This is a genomic window from Cytobacillus sp. NCCP-133 (genome assembly GCF_026011715.1).
Lineage (GTDB): Bacteria > Bacillota > Bacilli > Bacillales > Cytobacillaceae > Cytobacillus.
Window position 1 is genome coordinate 14,663 of sequence record NZ_BRVM01000019.1, and the last position, 13,466, is coordinate 28,128.

Annotated in this window: 27 protein-coding genes; all 27 read right to left on the reverse strand. The window is 42.3% G+C overall.

Annotated features, from left to right (window positions below):
- Positions 1-431 precede the first annotated feature (431 nt).
- The 27 genes from rplQ to rplB all read right to left on the reverse strand — a co-directional run bounded on the left by rplQ (position 432) and on the right by rplB (position 13,446).
- Positions 432-794 (reverse strand): 50S ribosomal protein L17, encoded by a 363-nt coding sequence (gene rplQ / locus NCCP133_RS17710; protein ID WP_264806441.1) that lies wholly within the window; start codon positions 792-794, stop codon positions 432-434.
- 72 nt (positions 795-866) lie between these two features.
- Positions 867-1,811 (reverse strand): DNA-directed RNA polymerase subunit alpha, encoded by a 945-nt coding sequence (locus NCCP133_RS17715; RefSeq protein ID WP_026583683.1) that lies wholly within the window; start codon positions 1,809-1,811, stop codon positions 867-869.
- A gap of 172 nt (positions 1,812-1,983) precedes the next feature.
- The gene (gene rpsK / locus NCCP133_RS17720) at positions 1,984-2,373 is read right to left on the reverse strand and encodes a 30S ribosomal protein S11 (protein WP_264806442.1); all 390 of its coding nucleotides are present in this window, start codon (positions 2,371-2,373) and stop codon (positions 1,984-1,986) included.
- A gap of 21 nt (positions 2,374-2,394) precedes the next feature.
- Positions 2,395-2,760, reverse strand: a complete 366-nt coding sequence (rpsM, locus tag NCCP133_RS17725; RefSeq protein ID WP_264806443.1) for a 30S ribosomal protein S13 — start codon at positions 2,758-2,760, stop codon at positions 2,395-2,397.
- Between the two features lie 21 nt (positions 2,761-2,781).
- Positions 2,782-2,895 (reverse strand): 50S ribosomal protein L36, encoded by a 114-nt coding sequence (gene rpmJ, locus NCCP133_RS17730; protein WP_000868344.1) that lies wholly within the window; start codon positions 2,893-2,895, stop codon positions 2,782-2,784.
- A 35-nt stretch (positions 2,896-2,930) separates the two neighbouring features.
- The gene (gene infA / locus NCCP133_RS17735) at positions 2,931-3,149 is read right to left on the reverse strand and encodes a translation initiation factor IF-1 (protein ID WP_009336604.1); all 219 of its coding nucleotides are present in this window, start codon (positions 3,147-3,149) and stop codon (positions 2,931-2,933) included.
- Complete coding sequence (locus tag NCCP133_RS17740; RefSeq protein WP_264806588.1) at positions 3,127-3,462, reverse strand: KOW domain-containing RNA-binding protein; 336 nt, start codon at positions 3,460-3,462, stop codon at positions 3,127-3,129. Before NCCP133_RS17740 ends, infA begins: the two co-directional genes overlap by 23 nt.
- A gap of 16 nt (positions 3,463-3,478) precedes the next feature.
- Positions 3,479-4,225 carry a type I methionyl aminopeptidase gene (gene map, locus NCCP133_RS17745; RefSeq protein WP_264806590.1) on the reverse strand — a complete coding sequence of 249 codons (747 nt, stop codon included), beginning with the start codon at positions 4,223-4,225 and terminating at the stop codon, positions 3,479-3,481.
- Positions 4,222-4,872, reverse strand: a complete 651-nt coding sequence (locus NCCP133_RS17750) for an adenylate kinase (protein WP_264806591.1) — start codon at positions 4,870-4,872, stop codon at positions 4,222-4,224. Before NCCP133_RS17750 ends, map begins: the two co-directional genes overlap by 4 nt.
- 60 nt (positions 4,873-4,932) lie before the next feature.
- Positions 4,933-6,228, reverse strand: coding sequence for a preprotein translocase subunit SecY (gene secY, locus NCCP133_RS17755; protein WP_264806593.1), 1,296 nt, complete (start codon positions 6,226-6,228; stop codon positions 4,933-4,935).
- On the reverse strand, positions 6,228-6,668 hold the full coding sequence (rplO, locus tag NCCP133_RS17760) for a 50S ribosomal protein L15 (protein ID WP_264806594.1): 441 nt from the start codon (positions 6,666-6,668) through the stop codon (positions 6,228-6,230). Before rplO ends, secY begins: the two co-directional genes overlap by 1 nt.
- Before the next feature lie 32 nt (positions 6,669-6,700).
- Positions 6,701-6,883, reverse strand: a complete 183-nt coding sequence (rpmD, locus tag NCCP133_RS17765; protein ID WP_264806595.1) for a 50S ribosomal protein L30 — start codon at positions 6,881-6,883, stop codon at positions 6,701-6,703.
- 13 nt (positions 6,884-6,896) lie between these two features.
- Complete coding sequence (gene rpsE / locus NCCP133_RS17770) at positions 6,897-7,397, reverse strand: 30S ribosomal protein S5 (RefSeq protein WP_264806596.1); 501 nt, start codon at positions 7,395-7,397, stop codon at positions 6,897-6,899.
- Positions 7,398-7,421: 24 nt separating this feature from the next.
- Entirely contained in the window at positions 7,422-7,784 is a 363-nt protein-coding gene (rplR, locus tag NCCP133_RS17775) for a 50S ribosomal protein L18 (RefSeq protein ID WP_264806597.1), read from the reverse strand.
- 32 nt (positions 7,785-7,816) lie between these two features.
- On the reverse strand, positions 7,817-8,353 hold the full coding sequence (gene rplF / locus NCCP133_RS17780) for a 50S ribosomal protein L6 (RefSeq protein ID WP_264806598.1): 537 nt from the start codon (positions 8,351-8,353) through the stop codon (positions 7,817-7,819).
- A 31-nt stretch (positions 8,354-8,384) separates the two neighbouring features.
- Positions 8,385-8,783 (reverse strand): 30S ribosomal protein S8, encoded by a 399-nt coding sequence (gene rpsH, locus NCCP133_RS17785; protein WP_264806599.1) that lies wholly within the window; start codon positions 8,781-8,783, stop codon positions 8,385-8,387.
- 29 nt (positions 8,784-8,812) lie between these two features.
- Positions 8,813-8,998, reverse strand: coding sequence for a 30S ribosomal protein S14 (gene rpsN, locus NCCP133_RS17790; RefSeq protein ID WP_009336593.1), 186 nt, complete (start codon positions 8,996-8,998; stop codon positions 8,813-8,815).
- A 25-nt stretch (positions 8,999-9,023) separates the two neighbouring features.
- Positions 9,024-9,563: a 50S ribosomal protein L5 gene (rplE, locus tag NCCP133_RS17795; RefSeq protein WP_264806600.1), complete on the reverse strand. Its 540-nt coding sequence runs from the start codon at positions 9,561-9,563 to the stop codon at positions 9,024-9,026.
- Positions 9,564-9,589: 26 nt separating this feature from the next.
- Positions 9,590-9,901, reverse strand: coding sequence for a 50S ribosomal protein L24 (rplX, locus tag NCCP133_RS17800; protein ID WP_264806601.1), 312 nt, complete (start codon positions 9,899-9,901; stop codon positions 9,590-9,592).
- A 35-nt stretch (positions 9,902-9,936) separates the two neighbouring features.
- Positions 9,937-10,305: a 50S ribosomal protein L14 gene (rplN, locus tag NCCP133_RS17805; RefSeq protein WP_066441555.1), complete on the reverse strand. Its 369-nt coding sequence runs from the start codon at positions 10,303-10,305 to the stop codon at positions 9,937-9,939.
- A 40-nt stretch (positions 10,306-10,345) separates the two neighbouring features.
- Positions 10,346-10,609, reverse strand: coding sequence for a 30S ribosomal protein S17 (rpsQ, locus tag NCCP133_RS17810; RefSeq protein WP_110067551.1), 264 nt, complete (start codon positions 10,607-10,609; stop codon positions 10,346-10,348).
- Positions 10,610-10,630: 21 nt separating this feature from the next.
- On the reverse strand, positions 10,631-10,831 hold the full coding sequence (gene rpmC, locus NCCP133_RS17815) for a 50S ribosomal protein L29 (protein WP_009336588.1): 201 nt from the start codon (positions 10,829-10,831) through the stop codon (positions 10,631-10,633).
- Entirely contained in the window at positions 10,821-11,255 is a 435-nt protein-coding gene (gene rplP, locus NCCP133_RS17820) for a 50S ribosomal protein L16 (protein WP_264806602.1), read from the reverse strand. Before rplP ends, rpmC begins: the two co-directional genes overlap by 11 nt.
- 1 nt (position 11,256) lies before the next feature.
- Positions 11,257-11,913, reverse strand: coding sequence for a 30S ribosomal protein S3 (rpsC, locus tag NCCP133_RS17825; protein WP_035332293.1), 657 nt, complete (start codon positions 11,911-11,913; stop codon positions 11,257-11,259).
- A 3-nt stretch (positions 11,914-11,916) separates the two neighbouring features.
- Positions 11,917-12,258 (reverse strand): 50S ribosomal protein L22, encoded by a 342-nt coding sequence (rplV, locus tag NCCP133_RS17830; protein ID WP_264806603.1) that lies wholly within the window; start codon positions 12,256-12,258, stop codon positions 11,917-11,919.
- Between the two features lie 18 nt (positions 12,259-12,276).
- Positions 12,277-12,555, reverse strand: coding sequence for a 30S ribosomal protein S19 (gene rpsS, locus NCCP133_RS17835; RefSeq protein WP_009336580.1), 279 nt, complete (start codon positions 12,553-12,555; stop codon positions 12,277-12,279).
- Positions 12,556-12,615: 60 nt separating this feature from the next.
- Complete coding sequence (rplB, locus tag NCCP133_RS17840) at positions 12,616-13,446, reverse strand: 50S ribosomal protein L2 (protein WP_264806604.1); 831 nt, start codon at positions 13,444-13,446, stop codon at positions 12,616-12,618.
- Positions 13,447-13,466: the final 20 nt, after the last annotated feature.

Consider the following 13,466-nt stretch of genomic DNA (forward strand, 5'->3'; position numbering starts at 1 on the left):
AGCTTATCGGATGCCTATTATGCCTCCCTATTAAAAGCCCATACTGATGCAGTATGGTGGTTTATCTTGCTATTTAAAGACGTTTACTACAGATGTGTAAATAGACAATAATATCAGGTCGCATTATCAAACGAATTGAACACACATATTTTTTAAAAAAGCCTGCACCTCTTTCCGTGACAGACATTCTGTCTGGCGGAAATCATTCATTACGGAAGAGGTGCATGAGCTAGACGAGACAGTGTACCAGGATAGAGGATTAAAATAAACAAACACATCCTGCAACCTGCTAAAAAAATGCACACGCTCATCGTAACGCTCGTTTTTGGCTCGGTTCTAGATTACTAACAAATTAAGGAAACCACCATTTTTATAGAAAAAGGGCATAGAACAAGTTCTGTTTAAACTGTCCCGCGCCCTTCTCTTAAAGATTATACTAACTCGATGATAACCATTGGCGCACCGTCTCCACGACGAGGTCCAAGTTTCATAATACGAGTGTATCCGCCTTGGCGCTCTTCATAACGAGTTGCGATGTCACTGAATAATTTTTGAACTGCATCTTGGTTCGTTTCAGCGTCTGCTACCTCATTGCGAACAAAAGCAGCTGCTTGACGACGAGCATGCAAGTCGCCGCGCTTTCCAAGAGTGATCATTTTCTCAACAACTGAACGAAGCTCTTTCGCACGAGCTTCAGTTGTTTCGATGCGCTCATTGATGATTAGATCTGTTGCTAAGTCACGCAGCATAGCTTTACGTTGTGAGCTAGTGCGTCCTAACTTTCTGTATCCCATGAAAGTTTCCCTCCTTTGTTGAAGTCATTCAATCTACTGAAAGCGAACTAACAATTAATTAGTATTGAAAAATCAATCGTCTTTGCGTAAGCCCAGTCCAAGATCTTCTAATTTATGTTTTACTTCCTCAAGTGACTTTCTTCCCAAATTACGAACCTTCATCATATCTTCTTCAGTCTTATTGGCTAATTCCTGAACAGTGTTGATGCCAGCACGTTTCAAGCAATTGTAAGAACGTACAGATAAATCCAGTTCTTCAATCGTCATCTCAAGTACTTTCTCTTTTTGATCTTCTTCTTTTTCAACCATGATTTCGGCATTTTGAGCTTCATCAGTCAAACCGACAAAGATATTCAAATGCTCAGTTAAGATCTTCGCTCCAAGTGCAACCGCATCTTGAGGACCGGTACTTCCGTCAGTCCAAACATCGAATGTTAACTTATCATAGTTAGTCATTTGACCTACACGAGTATTCTCTACCTGATAAGAAACACGAGCTACTGGAGTGTAGATGGAATCGATCGGAATCACACCAATTGGCTGATCTTCTCTTTTGTTTTGGTCAGCTGGTGTATAGCCGCGTCCGCGCTTAGCAGTTAAACGCATGCGCAGATGAGCATTCGAACCTAGAGTAGCAATATGAAGATCCGGATTCAGGATTTCAACATCACTATCATGAGTTACGTCAGCTGCTTTTACTACACCTTCACCCTGAACATCGATTTCCAATGTTTTTTCTTCATCAGAGTAGATTTTAAGTGCTAGTTTTTTAATGTTTAAAATGATAGATGTTACATCTTCTACGACGCCTTCAATTGTTGAGAACTCATGAAGTACCCCATCAATTTGGATCGATGTGACAGCGGCACCTGGGAGTGAGGATAAAAGGATACGACGTAAGGAGTTACCCAAAGTTGTACCATATCCACGCTCAAGTGGCTCGACGACGAACTTGCCGTACTTGGCATCATCGCTGATCTCAACCGTTTCGATTTTTGGTTTTTCTATTTCGATCATCAAAATATACCCTCCTTCAAAACGTCGAAACCCCGGTTAGCAATCTCTAACCGAAATTCCCCCATGTATACGTTCCCGTTTTGTGCACAACAACTGGAATAATTGTTCTGTATAACCAAAAATTAGTATCATAACCCATTATAGACAAGGATACGAATTCTATACAGAAAAATTATACACGGCGGCGTTTTGGCGGACGGCATCCGTTATGAGGAACAGGAGTTACGTCTCTGATTGCAGTAACCTCTAGGCCAGCAGCTTGAAGAGCACGGATAGCTGCTTCACGTCCTGCACCAGGTCCTTTAACAGTTACTTCAAGGGATTTCATACCGTGTTCCTGAGAAGTTTTAGCTGCAGTTTCAGCTGCCATTTGCGCTGCGAATGGAGTAGATTTACGAGAACCTCTGAATCCAAGAGCTCCAGCGCTTGACCAAGAAACAGCATTTCCATGAACATCAGTGATCGTTACAATAGTGTTGTTAAAAGTAGAACGGATATGTGCAATACCTTGTTCAATATTCTTTTTCACACGACGCTTACGTGTATTAGTTTTACGAGCCATTAAAAGTACCTCCTTTACCGATTATTTCTTCTTGTTCGCTACAGTCTTACGTGGACCTTTGCGAGTACGAGCGTTGTTTTTAGTGTTTTGTCCGCGAACCGGTAAACCACGGCGATGACGTAGACCGCGATAGCTTCCGATCTCCATTAGACGCTTGATGTTAAGTGAAACCTCACGGCGAAGGTCACCTTCAACTTTTAGTTTGTCAATGATGTCACGGATTTTGTTTAGTTCATCCTCTGTAAGATCACGAACACGAGTGTCTTCAGAAACACCTGCTTCAGCCAAAACCTTTTGAGCTGTAGATTTACCAATACCAAAGATATAAGTTAATGAGATTACTACACGTTTTTCACGTGGAATATCTACACCAGCAATACGTGCCATTCGTTGCGCACCTCCTTCAAATTAGCCTTGTTTTTGTTTATGTTTAGGGTTTTCACAGATAACCATTACTTTTCCACGTCTGCGGATAACTTTACACTTTTCGCAGATTGGTTTAACTGATGGTCTTACTTTCATTATCCTAACCTCCTTAATAGTACGGAGTGCAATGATTATTTAAAACGATATGTGATTCTACCGCGTGTTAAATCATATGGAGATAGCTCAACTGTTACTTTATCTCCAGGTAAAATACGGATGAAGTGCATACGGATTTTACCGGATACATGAGCTAGCACTGTATGACCATTTTCTAATTCTACCTTAAACATTGCATTTGGCAAAGTATCAACAACTGTGCCTTCTATTTCAATTACATCGTCTTTCGCCATTGAACGATTCTCCCTTCTTTCTATCATATACGAATTCATTCACATACTTTGCAAGAGCAAAGCGCAACTTTCCGTTTGTTACACGGCCGGTCTCCTTGAGACTGCTCTGAACTTCTGGAGAGATATAATTAAGCAATTGCAGATGCTGAATGTTTTTTTTCTTTGGGCGATCGAATTTCTTCTTGTCGCCGTCAGCCAGTAAAACAAACTTTTCATCAAACAACCTTATAATTATAGCATATTGATCAGCATCGCGCCCGCGTTTGATCAAAACAATTTGACCAGGCTGCGGATTCGAATCAGAATCAACCAATGGAATCACCTGCACCTTAGGCTTTTGTTAATATTTCATAACCGGTTTCAGTGATCGCTATTGTATGCTCAAAGTGTGCACACATTTTACCGTCAATTGTTACAACAGTCCAATTATCGGCTAATGTTTTTACATATCGACTTCCTGCATTCACCATCGGTTCAATAGCAAGTACCATACCCGGCTTTAAACGAGGCCCTCTGTTAGGGGGACCATAATGAGGAATTTGTGGGTCCTCATGTAAGTCTTGCCCTACACCATGGCCAACATACTCGCGTACAATAGAAAAGCCATTAGATTCCGCATACGTTTGGATAGCATGGGAGATGTTCGACAAGCGCTCACCCGGTTTTGCTTCTGCAAGGCCTTTATATAATGAAGCTTCCGTGACATCCATAAGACGCTGGGTTTCATCACCAATTACGCCTACTGCATAAGTCCAGGCTGAGTCACCATGATAACCGTTATATTTAGCACCGATATCAATGCTGATTATATCACCGTTATTTAAAACTCGATCACCAGGAATGCCATGAACAAGTTCGTCGTTAACTGAAGCGCATATGCTTCCGCGGAAACCATTATACCCTTTAAAAGAGGGGGTTGCATCATGTTCATGAATAAACCGATCAGCAATTTCATCAAGTTTACGGGTAGTGATTCCTGGAGAAATGTGTTTTTTCAGTTCCTGGTGTGTAAGTGCTACGATCCTGCCGGCCTCACGCATTATCTCAAGCTCACGCGGGGTTTTGCAAATGATCATTGTAAGCCCCCGAGCAATGCATCAAGATCAGAAAATACCTTATTAATATCTTGCTGACCATCAATATTGCGCAGATACCCTTTCGTTTCGTAGAAATCAAGCAACGGTTTTGTTTGTTTAATATTAACCTCAAGTCTATTCTGAACAGTACCCTCATTATCATCAGCACGCTGATACAGCTCACCGCCGCAGCGATCGCACTCTCCGTCTTTGGTTGGCGGATTGAATACTAAGTGATAAGTAGCTCCGCAGTCTTTGCAGATACGGCGTCCTGTAAGACGTTCCATTAGAATGCTCTGATCAACATCAATATTAATAACATAATCAATTTTCTTATTCAGATCAGTAAGGATGTCTTCAAGGGCGTCAGCTTGGGCAACCGTTCGTGGGAAGCCATCCAGCAAAAAGCCATTTTCACAATCATCCTTGCTTAAACGTTCACGGACAATACCGATTGTTACTTCGTCAGGAACAAGTTCGCCTTTATCCATGAATGATTTTGCTTTAAGGCCTAGTTCCGTTTCGTATTTAATAGCCGCTCGGAACATATCTCCAGTAGAGATATGAGGGATGCCGTATTTTTGGACGATCTTTTCGGCTTGTGTACCTTTACCGGCACCAGGGAGCCCCATTAATACTAAATTCACGTCAATTCCCCCCTAGTCTCTAGATGGTTTTAGGGAACATGCCAGTCCCCTCCAACCAAATTATTTTATGAAACCTTTATAATGACGCTTAACTAGCTGTGCTTCAAGCTGTTTCATCGTTTCAAGCGCAACACCGACAACGATTAGCAAGCTTGTGCCGCCGATCTGAGCAGATTCAGGCAATCCAGCAATATTGATAAAGAATACCGGCAGAATTGAAATAACTGTTAGAAACAGCGCACCAACGATAGTTAAACGGTATAAGACGCGCGTCAAATATTCCTGAGTGTTGTTTCCTGGACGAATGCCCGGGATATAACCACCTTGCTTCTTCAAGTTTTCCGCAACTTGTTCCGGATTCACTTGAATGAAAGCATAGAAATAAGTAAAAGCAATGATTAACGCACTATAAATGACCATTCCGATTGGGGTCGTATAGTCAAATATTCTCTGGATCCATAGGGTTACATCATTTTGTTCAAAGAAACCTGCAATGGTTCTTGGTGTGATGATGAATGAAATCGCAAAGATTACTGGAATTACTCCAGCTGCATTGACTTTTAACGGAAGATGAGTTGATTGTCCGCCAGCAGAGCTGTTTCCTGCTGTAGCACGCTTTGCATATTGAATAGGAATTTTTCTTAATGCCTGTTGGATAAAGATAGTTCCCACAACAATAGCAATGACTGCGATTAAGATAAGCACAATTGTCACAATGCGAAGGAATAGCTGTTCACCCGCATTTTCAAATTGCTGAGCATAGATCTGGTTAACCGTTGAAGGAATACCAGCTACGATACCAGCAAAGATAATGATGGATATACCATTGCCAACACCTTTGGATGTAATCTGCTCACCAAGCCACATTAGAAATGCAGTTCCGGCTGTCAGCACAACAGCAATCAATAGATATGATGTGATTCCCGGATTTTCAATCAGCATTCCGCCTGCTAGATTATTAAACCCATAAGACATACCAAGAGCCTGGATAAAACCAAGCACGATAGTAAAGTAACGTGTAAACTGAGCTACCTTTCGGCGTCCAACTTCCCCCTGCTTTGACCATTCCGTAAATTTTGGTACAACATCCATCTGCAAAAGCTGCACAATGATGGATGCCGTAATGTACGGCATGATACCCATTGCAAGGATCGAGAAGTTTAGGAGCGCCCCGCCGCCGAATGTATTCAGAACACCAAATACATTTAGTTCATCCTGGGCTTTTAACAGATCTGCATTTACGCCCGGTACAGGGATAAATGTACCGATGCGAAATACAATCAGCATTAAAAGGGTGAAAACAATTTTTCGTCTTATATCACCCACACGCATAAAATTGGAGATTGTCTGAAACATTAAATCACCTCAGTTTGACCGCCGGCAGCTTCAATAGCTTCCTTTGCAGCAGAGGAGAATTTATGAGCTTTAACTGTAAGCTTTTTCTCAACTTTGCCTTTTGCAAGAATCTTGATTCCTGCTTTTTCGTTGCTAACTATACCAGTTTCGATAAGAAGCTCAGGTGAGACGACTGCTCCATCTTCGAAACGGTTTAAAGCATCAAGGTTCACAATCGCATATTCTTTACGGTTGATGTTAGTGAAACCGCGCTTAGGCAAGCGTTGGAACAAAGGTGTTTGACCACCCTCGAATCCAGGACGGACACCGCCGCCAGAACGAGCGTTTTGACCTTTATGACCCTTACCAGCAGTCTTACCGTTACCAGAACCGATTCCACGGCCCTTACGTTTGCGTTCCCCTCGAGAACCTACTGCAGGCTTTAATTCATGAAGTTTCATATTGGCACCTCCTTATTTGTAGAAGAATAGAATTATTTTTCTTTTACCACAACAAGGTGAGCAACTTTGTTGATCATTCCGCGGATAGCAGGATTATCTTGATGCTCAACTGTTTGGTGCATTTTGCGTAAGCCAAGAGCCTTAACTGTTTCGCGCTGGTCCCCTGGGCGACCAATCACGCTGCGAGTGAGGGTTATTTCTAGTTTATTCGCCATTTGATATCCCTCCTTATCCTAACAGTTCTTCTACTGATTTACCACGTAATTTCGCTACGTCCTCAGCACGTTTTAAGTGTGTTAAACCGTCCATTGTTGCGCGAACCATGTTGATTGGCGTGTTAGTACCTAGAGATTTAGATAAGATATCACCAACACCAGCTAATTCTAAAACCGCACGAACTGGACCACCGGCAATAATACCCGTACCTGCTGAAGCAGGTTTTAGCAGAATTTCACCCGCACCGAAGCGGCCAATGATTTCATGTGGAATAGTTGTTCCAGCCATAGGCACTTCGATTAAGTTTTTCTTAGCATCCTCAATAGCCTTGCGGATTGCTTCAGGAACTTCCTGTGCTTTACCTGTACCAAAGCCAACGTGACCGTTTTTGTCACCTACTACTACAAGAGCAGAGAAACGAAAACGACGTCCACCTTTAACAACCTTTGCTACACGATTAACCGTAACTACGCGCTCTTCAAGTTCAAGTTTGTTTGGATCAATACGACGCATCTTTTTATGTCCCTCCTTTGTCTATTAAAATTCTAAACCATTTTCACGTGCTGCATCAGCTAATGACTTTACACGTCCATGATATAGATAGCCACCACGGTCGAAAACGACAGCTTTAACGCCTTTTTCAACTGCGCGTTTTGCAACTAATTCGCCGACCTTAACTGCTGCATCAACGTTGCCAGTTGCATCAAGGTTTACTTCTTTATCTTGTGTGGAAGCACTTGCTATAGTAACTCCGTTAACATCATCAATAAGTTGAGCATAAATGTGTTTGTTTGAACGGTACACATTTAAACGAGGACGAGCCGCAGTTCCAGAAAGTTTCGCACGCACACGGGCATGTCTTTTCTTACGAACTGCATTTTTATCAGCCTTCGTAATCATTTCGGTCACTCCTTTCGTTTACCTAAGCGGCATTACTTACCAGTTTTACCTTCCTTACGACGAACATATTCGCCTTCATAGCGGATACCTTTACCTTTGTAAGGCTCTGGAGGACGGACTTCACGGATGTTGGCAGCTAATGCACCAACACGCTCTTTGTTAGTACCTTTAACAATAATCTTAGTGTTAGATGGCACTTCGACTTCAATACCCTCTTCAGGCTCGATTTCAACTGGATGAGAGTAACCAACGTTTAAAACAAGCTTTTTGCCTTGTTTTTGAGCACGGTAACCGACACCTATAAGCTCTAGCCCTCTTTCAAATCCTTTTGACACACCTTCAACCATGTTAGCTAGAAGTGCGCGGGTTGTACCGTGCAAAGCGCGGTGTTCTTTTGCTTCAGATGGACGGGAAACGTTAATTACGTTCTCTTCCACCTTGATTTCGATATCCGGGTTAAATGAACGAGTTAGTTCACCTTTAGGACCCTTTACAGTAACAGTGTTGTTGTCCATAGTGACTGTAACACCAGATGGAATTTCGATTGGTTTTTTACCTATACGAGACATTTAATTGCACCTCCATTCATGAAAAACTCTATTACCAAACGTATGCTAAAACTTCTCCGCCGGCTTGTTTAGCACGGGCTTCTTTATCAGTAAGAACTCCTTGAGAAGTAGAAACTAGTGCGATTCCAAGACCGTTAAGTACGCGAGGTACTTCATCAGCCTTTGCGTATACACGAAGACCAGGCTTACTGATACGTTTAAGACCAGTGATAACGCGTTCGTTGTTTGAACCGTATTTTAAGAAAATGCGGATGATGCCTTGCTTGTTATCCTCGATAAGCTCAACATCACGTACAAAACCTTCACGCTTTAAGATCTCTGCAATTTCTTTCTTGATGTTAGAAGCAGGAACTTCTAATTTTTCGTGACGAACCATGTTCGCATTACGGATGCGAGTTAGCAAGTCTGCAATTGGATCTGTCATGACCATTGTTTTTACCTCCTTCCCATACTTGGGGTTTACCAGCTAGCTTTTTTCACGCCAGGAATTTGTCCTTTATATGCTAATTCACGGAAACAAATACGACAAAGCTTAAATTTACGGTATACAGAATGTGGACGTCCGCAACGTTCGCAGCGTGTGTATTCTTGTACCTTATGTTTAGGCGTGCGTTTTTGCTTCGCAATCATTGACTTTTTAGCCACGTTTTCGCCTCCCTCTATTTAGCGATTACTTTTGGAATGGCATTCCAAATTGAGTTAAAAGTTCACGAGCTTCTTCATCACTGTTAGCTGTAGTTACGATAACGATATCCATACCACGAACTTTGCTTACTTTATCGTAATCAATCTCAGGGAAGATCAACTGTTCTTTGACACCTAGAGTATAGTTACCACGGCCGTCAAATGAATTCTTGGAAATACCGCGGAAGTCACGTACACGTGGAAGAGATACAGATACTAACTTATCAAAGAATTCGTACATGCGCTCTCCACGAAGAGTAACTTTTGCACCGATCGGCATACCTTCACGAAGGCGGAAACCAGCAATTGATTTCTTAGCACGAGTGATAACCGGTTTTTGACCAGTGATCAACATTAATTCCTCAACAGCTTTATCTAGTGCTTTTGCGTTTTGAACAGCATCACCAACACCCATGTTGATAACGATTTTATCAAGCTTAGGTACTTGCATTACTGATTTATAGTTAAACTTGCTCATTAGAGCAGGAGTAATTTCTTTTACTTGTTTTTCTTTTAGGCGGTTCATTCATTGTACCTCCCTTCTTCTTTAAACTATTTATCTAGAACTTCACCGGATTTTTTTGCAACACGTACTTTTTTGCCATCAACCGTTTTATAGCCTAGTCGAGTTGGTTCACCAGACTTAGGATCGACAGGCATAACGTTTGATACATGAACAGGTGCCTCTTGGCTGATGATACCGCCCTGCGGATTCATCTGTGAAGGCTTAGAGTGTTTCTTTACAATGTTAACTCCTTCAACAAGCACTCGGCTTTGTTTAGGGAACGCTGCAAGAATTACGCCCGTTTTGCCTTTATCCTTACCAGAGATGACCATAACTTTGTCACCTTTTTTCACATGCATCTGTGCGCACCTCCTTAAAGGCAATTTGATTTGTTTTATAATACTTCTGGAGCTAAAGATACAATTTTCATGAAGTTGTTGTCGCGTAGTTCACGAGCAACAGGTCCGAAGATACGAGTTCCGCGCGGGCCTTTGTCATCACGAATAATTACACATGCATTTTCATCAAAACGAATGTAAGTACCGTCATTACGGCGTACACCGCTCTTTGTTCGAACTACTACCGCTTTAACAACGTCACCTTTTTTAACAACGCCACCTGGTGTTGCCTGTTTCACTGTACAAACGATAACATCACCAATGTTTGCAGTTTTGCGGCCAGAGCCACCCAGAACTTTAATTGTAAGTACCTCACGAGCACCAGAGTTGTCAGCAACTTTTAAACGTGATTCTTGTTGAATCATGTGTGTAACCTCCCTTCGGGATAAAGCTTATTCCGTACAATTAGATAATTACTGCTTTTTCTACCACTTCTACAAGACGGAAGCGTTTAGTCGCAGATAGTGGACGAGTTTCCATAATACGAACGATATCGCCGATTTTTGCTTCATTTTGCTCATCATGAGCCTTAAACTTTTTAGAGTACTTAACGCGCTTACCGTATAGTGGATGCTTTTTGTATGTTTCGACAAGAACTGTAACTGTTTTATCCATTTTGTCAGAAACTACGCGTCCAGTGTATACTTTGCGTTGGTTGCGTTCACTCATTGTGCGAACCTCCTCTCAATATCACTTGCTAAAGCCGATTTCTCTTTCACGAATAACAGTTTTCATGCGGGCAATCGCTTTGCGTACTTCACGGATTCGAGCTGTGTTTTCAAGTTGTCCAGTCGCCAATTGAAAGCGAAGGTTGAAAAGCTCTTCTTTTAATGATTTTACTTTTTGTTCTATTTCGGCAGTGGTTAGGTCACGAATTTCATTAGCTTTCATTTGATTCACCACCAATTTCTTCTCGTTTTACAAACTTGCACTTAACAGGAAGTTTGTGTGCTGCAAGGCGTAATGCTTCACGAGCGATCTCTTCAGATACACCAGCAATTTCAAACATTACTTTACCAGGCTTAACTACCGCTACCCATCCTTCTGGAGCACCTTTACCGGAACCCATGCGGACTTCAAGAGGCTTTGCAGTGTAAGGTTTATGCGGGAAAATTTGAATCCATACTTTACCGCCACGTTTCATGTAACGAGTCATTGCAATACGTGCAGATTCAATTTGACGGTTCGTGATCCAAGAAGCCTCAAGAGCTTGAAGACCGTATTCACCGAAGTTGATTTCGGTGCCGCCTTTAGATTGACCACGCATTTTTCCGCGGTGTACACGACGATATTTTACGCGTTTTGGCAATAACATATTATTTGCCTCCTTCCCCAGTTTTCTTCTTAGTAGGAAGGACCTCTCCACGATAGATCCATACTTTTACGCCCAATTTACCGTAAGTTGTATCAGCTTCAGCTGTAGCATAATCGATATCAGCACGAAGAGTATGAAGTGGAACTGTTCCTTCGCTGTATGATTCTGAACGAGCGATATCAGCACCGCCTAAACGACCAGATACCATTGTTTTGATACCTTTAGCGCCAGCGCGCATTGCACGTTGAATTGTTTGCTTTTGAGCACGACGGAAAGATACGCGGTTTTCTAATTGACGAGCAATGTTTTCCGCTACCAATTTCGCATCGATATCAGCTCTTTTAATTTCAAGAATGTTGATATGAACACGTTTGCCAGTTAATGAGTTAAGAGATTTACGAAGTGCTTCAACCTCAGTACCACCTTTTCCGATAACCATACCTGGTTTCGCAGTGTGGATTGTGATGTTCAGGCGGTTAGCAGCACGTTCGATTTCTACTTTAGAAACTGAAGCATCGCTTAGACGCTTTGTGATGTACTCACGAACCTTAAGGTCTTCGTGTAAAAGATCAGCATAGTCTTTGCCCGCGTACCATTTGGACTCCCAATCACGGATGACTCCGATACGCAAACCGACTGGATTTACTTTTTGACCCACTGATTATCCCTCCTTCTTTTCTGATAAAACGATAGTAATATGACTAGTGCGTTTGTTAATTTGGCTTGCACGGCCCATCGCGCGAGGACGGAAACGTTTTAATGTTGGTCCTTCGTCTACGAACGCTTGAGCAACCACTAAACTATTAACGTCCATTTCGTAGTTGTGCTCAGCGTTAGCTAGTGCAGATTTTAATACTTTTTCTACGATTGGAGAAGCAGCTTTAGGTGTAAGGTTTAAAATCGCCACTGCTTCGCCTACTTGCTTTCCTCGAATTAAATCTACGACTAAACGAGCTTTACGAGGAGCAATACGAACTGTTCTTGCAACAGCTTTAGCTTGCATTAGAATGCCCTCCTCTCATTAACGTCTTGTTTTCTTGTCATCATTGCCATGGCCTTTGTACGCACGAGTTGGAGCGAATTCTCCAAGCTTGTGGCCTACCATGTCTTCAGTGATGTATACAGGCACATGTTTACGACCATCATAAACTGCGATTGTGTGTCCGATGAATTGTGGGAAGATCGTAGAACGGCGAGACCAAGTTTTAGTAACTTGTTTGCTTTCTGTTTCGTTTAGCTTTTCGATCTTTGTCATTAAATGTTCATCAACAAAAGGTCCTTTTTTTAAGCTGCGACCCATGATTGAACCTCCCTTCGTGATTGCTCTACGGCTCTTTGCGTGAACCGTAGTACAATCCCGTTATTTTTTACGACGACGTACGATAAATTTATCCGATTTGTTGTTCTTCTTGCGTGTCTTGTAACCAAGTGTTGGCTTGCCCCAAGGAGTCATAGGAGACTTACGTCCGATCGGCGCACGTCCTTCACCACCACCGTGAGGGTGATCGTTAGGGTTCATTACAGATCCACGGACAGTTGGGCGTTTGCCTAACCAGCGTGAACGTCCTGCTTTACCAATGTTAATAAGCTCGTGCTGCTCGTTGCCAACCTGACCTACAGTTGCGCGGCACTCAGCAAGAATCATGCGAACTTCACCAGAGTTTAAACGAACTAGTACGTATTTGCCCTCTTTACCAAGAACCTGTGCAGAAGTACCTGCAGAACGTACTAATTGTCCACCCTTACCAGGTTTTAATTCGATGTTGTGGATTACAGTACCCACTGGAATATTGATAAGTGGAAGTGCATTACCCACTTTGATATCAGCTTCTGGTCCAGTCATTACTTCCATGCCCACTTGTAAATTCTTAGGTGCAAGAATGTAACGCTTTTCTCCATCCACATAGTTAATTAGTGCAATATTTGCAGAGCGGTTTGGATCATACTCGATTGTGGCAACGCGTCCTGGAATGCCATCTTTGTTACGTTTGAAATCGATGATACGATATTGACGTTTATGACCGCCGCCTTGATGACGAACTGTCAACTTACCTTGGTTGTTACGGCCGCCTTTTCTCTTTAATGGAGCAAGTAAAGACTTTTCCGGTTGATTAGTCGTGATTTCTGCGAAATCAGAAACCGTCATGCCGCGACGACCATTAGAGGTAGGTTTATACTTTTTAATCGCCATTTCGTTTCCCTCCTCTTCTA

What these genes read in the sequence shown, in the direction of transcription:
- rplQ (WP_264806441.1), bottom strand. Translation starts at nt 794, where the DNA reads ATGGGATACAGAAAGTTAGGACGCACTAGCTCACAACGTAAAGCTATG.
- NCCP133_RS17715 (WP_026583683.1), bottom strand. Translation starts at nt 1,811, where the DNA reads ATGATCGAAATAGAAAAACCAAAAATCGAAACGGTTGAGATCAGCGAT.
- rpsK (WP_264806442.1), bottom strand. Translation starts at nt 2,373, where the DNA reads ATGGCTCGTAAAACTAATACACGTAAGCGTCGTGTGAAAAAGAATATT.
- rpsM (WP_264806443.1), bottom strand. Translation starts at nt 2,760, where the DNA reads ATGGCACGTATTGCTGGTGTAGATATTCCACGTGAAAAACGTGTAGTA.
- rpmJ (WP_000868344.1), bottom strand. Translation starts at nt 2,895, where the DNA reads ATGAAAGTAAGACCATCAGTTAAACCAATCTGCGAAAAGTGTAAAGTT.
- infA (WP_009336604.1), bottom strand. Translation starts at nt 3,149, where the DNA reads ATGGCGAAAGACGATGTAATTGAAATAGAAGGCACAGTTGTTGATACT.
- map (WP_264806590.1), bottom strand. Translation starts at nt 4,225, where the DNA reads ATGATCATTTGCAAAACCCCGCGTGAGCTTGAGATAATGCGTGAGGCC.
- secY (WP_264806593.1), bottom strand. Translation starts at nt 6,228, where the DNA reads ATGTTTCAGACAATCTCCAATTTTATGCGTGTGGGTGATATAAGACGA.
- rplO (WP_264806594.1), bottom strand. Translation starts at nt 6,668, where the DNA reads ATGAAACTTCATGAATTAAAGCCTGCAGTAGGTTCTCGAGGGGAACGC.
- rpmD (WP_264806595.1), bottom strand. Translation starts at nt 6,883, where the DNA reads ATGGCGAATAAACTAGAAATAACCCTCACTCGCAGCGTGATTGGTCGC.
- rpsE (WP_264806596.1), bottom strand. Translation starts at nt 7,397, where the DNA reads ATGCGTCGTATTGATCCAAACAAACTTGAACTTGAAGAGCGCGTAGTT.
- rplR (WP_264806597.1), bottom strand. Translation starts at nt 7,784, where the DNA reads ATGATTACGAAGGCTGATAAAAATGCAGTTCGTAAGAAAAGACATGCC.
- rplF (WP_264806598.1), bottom strand. Translation starts at nt 8,353, where the DNA reads ATGTCTCGTATAGGTAAAAAACCAATCGAAATTCCATCTGGTGTTACA.
- rpsH (WP_264806599.1), bottom strand. Translation starts at nt 8,783, where the DNA reads ATGGTCATGACAGATCCAATTGCAGACTTGCTAACTCGCATCCGTAAT.
- rplE (WP_264806600.1), bottom strand. Translation starts at nt 9,563, where the DNA reads ATGAACCGCCTAAAAGAAAAACAAGTAAAAGAAATTACTCCTGCTCTA.
- rplX (WP_264806601.1), bottom strand. Translation starts at nt 9,901, where the DNA reads ATGCATGTGAAAAAAGGTGACAAAGTTATGGTCATCTCTGGTAAGGAT.
- rplN (WP_066441555.1), bottom strand. Translation starts at nt 10,305, where the DNA reads ATGATTCAACAAGAATCACGTTTAAAAGTTGCTGACAACTCTGGTGCT.
- rpsQ (WP_110067551.1), bottom strand. Translation starts at nt 10,609, where the DNA reads ATGAGTGAACGCAACCAACGCAAAGTATACACTGGACGCGTAGTTTCT.
- rpmC (WP_009336588.1), bottom strand. Translation starts at nt 10,831, where the DNA reads ATGAAAGCTAATGAAATTCGTGACCTAACCACTGCCGAAATAGAACAA.
- rplP (WP_264806602.1), bottom strand. Translation starts at nt 11,255, where the DNA reads ATGTTATTGCCAAAACGCGTAAAATATCGTCGTGTACACCGCGGAAAA.
- rplV (WP_264806603.1), bottom strand. Translation starts at nt 12,258, where the DNA reads ATGCAAGCTAAAGCTGTTGCAAGAACAGTTCGTATTGCTCCTCGTAAA.
- rpsS (WP_009336580.1), bottom strand. Translation starts at nt 12,555, where the DNA reads ATGGGTCGCAGCTTAAAAAAAGGACCTTTTGTTGATGAACATTTAATG.
- rplB (WP_264806604.1), bottom strand. Translation starts at nt 13,446, where the DNA reads ATGGCGATTAAAAAGTATAAACCTACCTCTAATGGTCGTCGCGGCATG.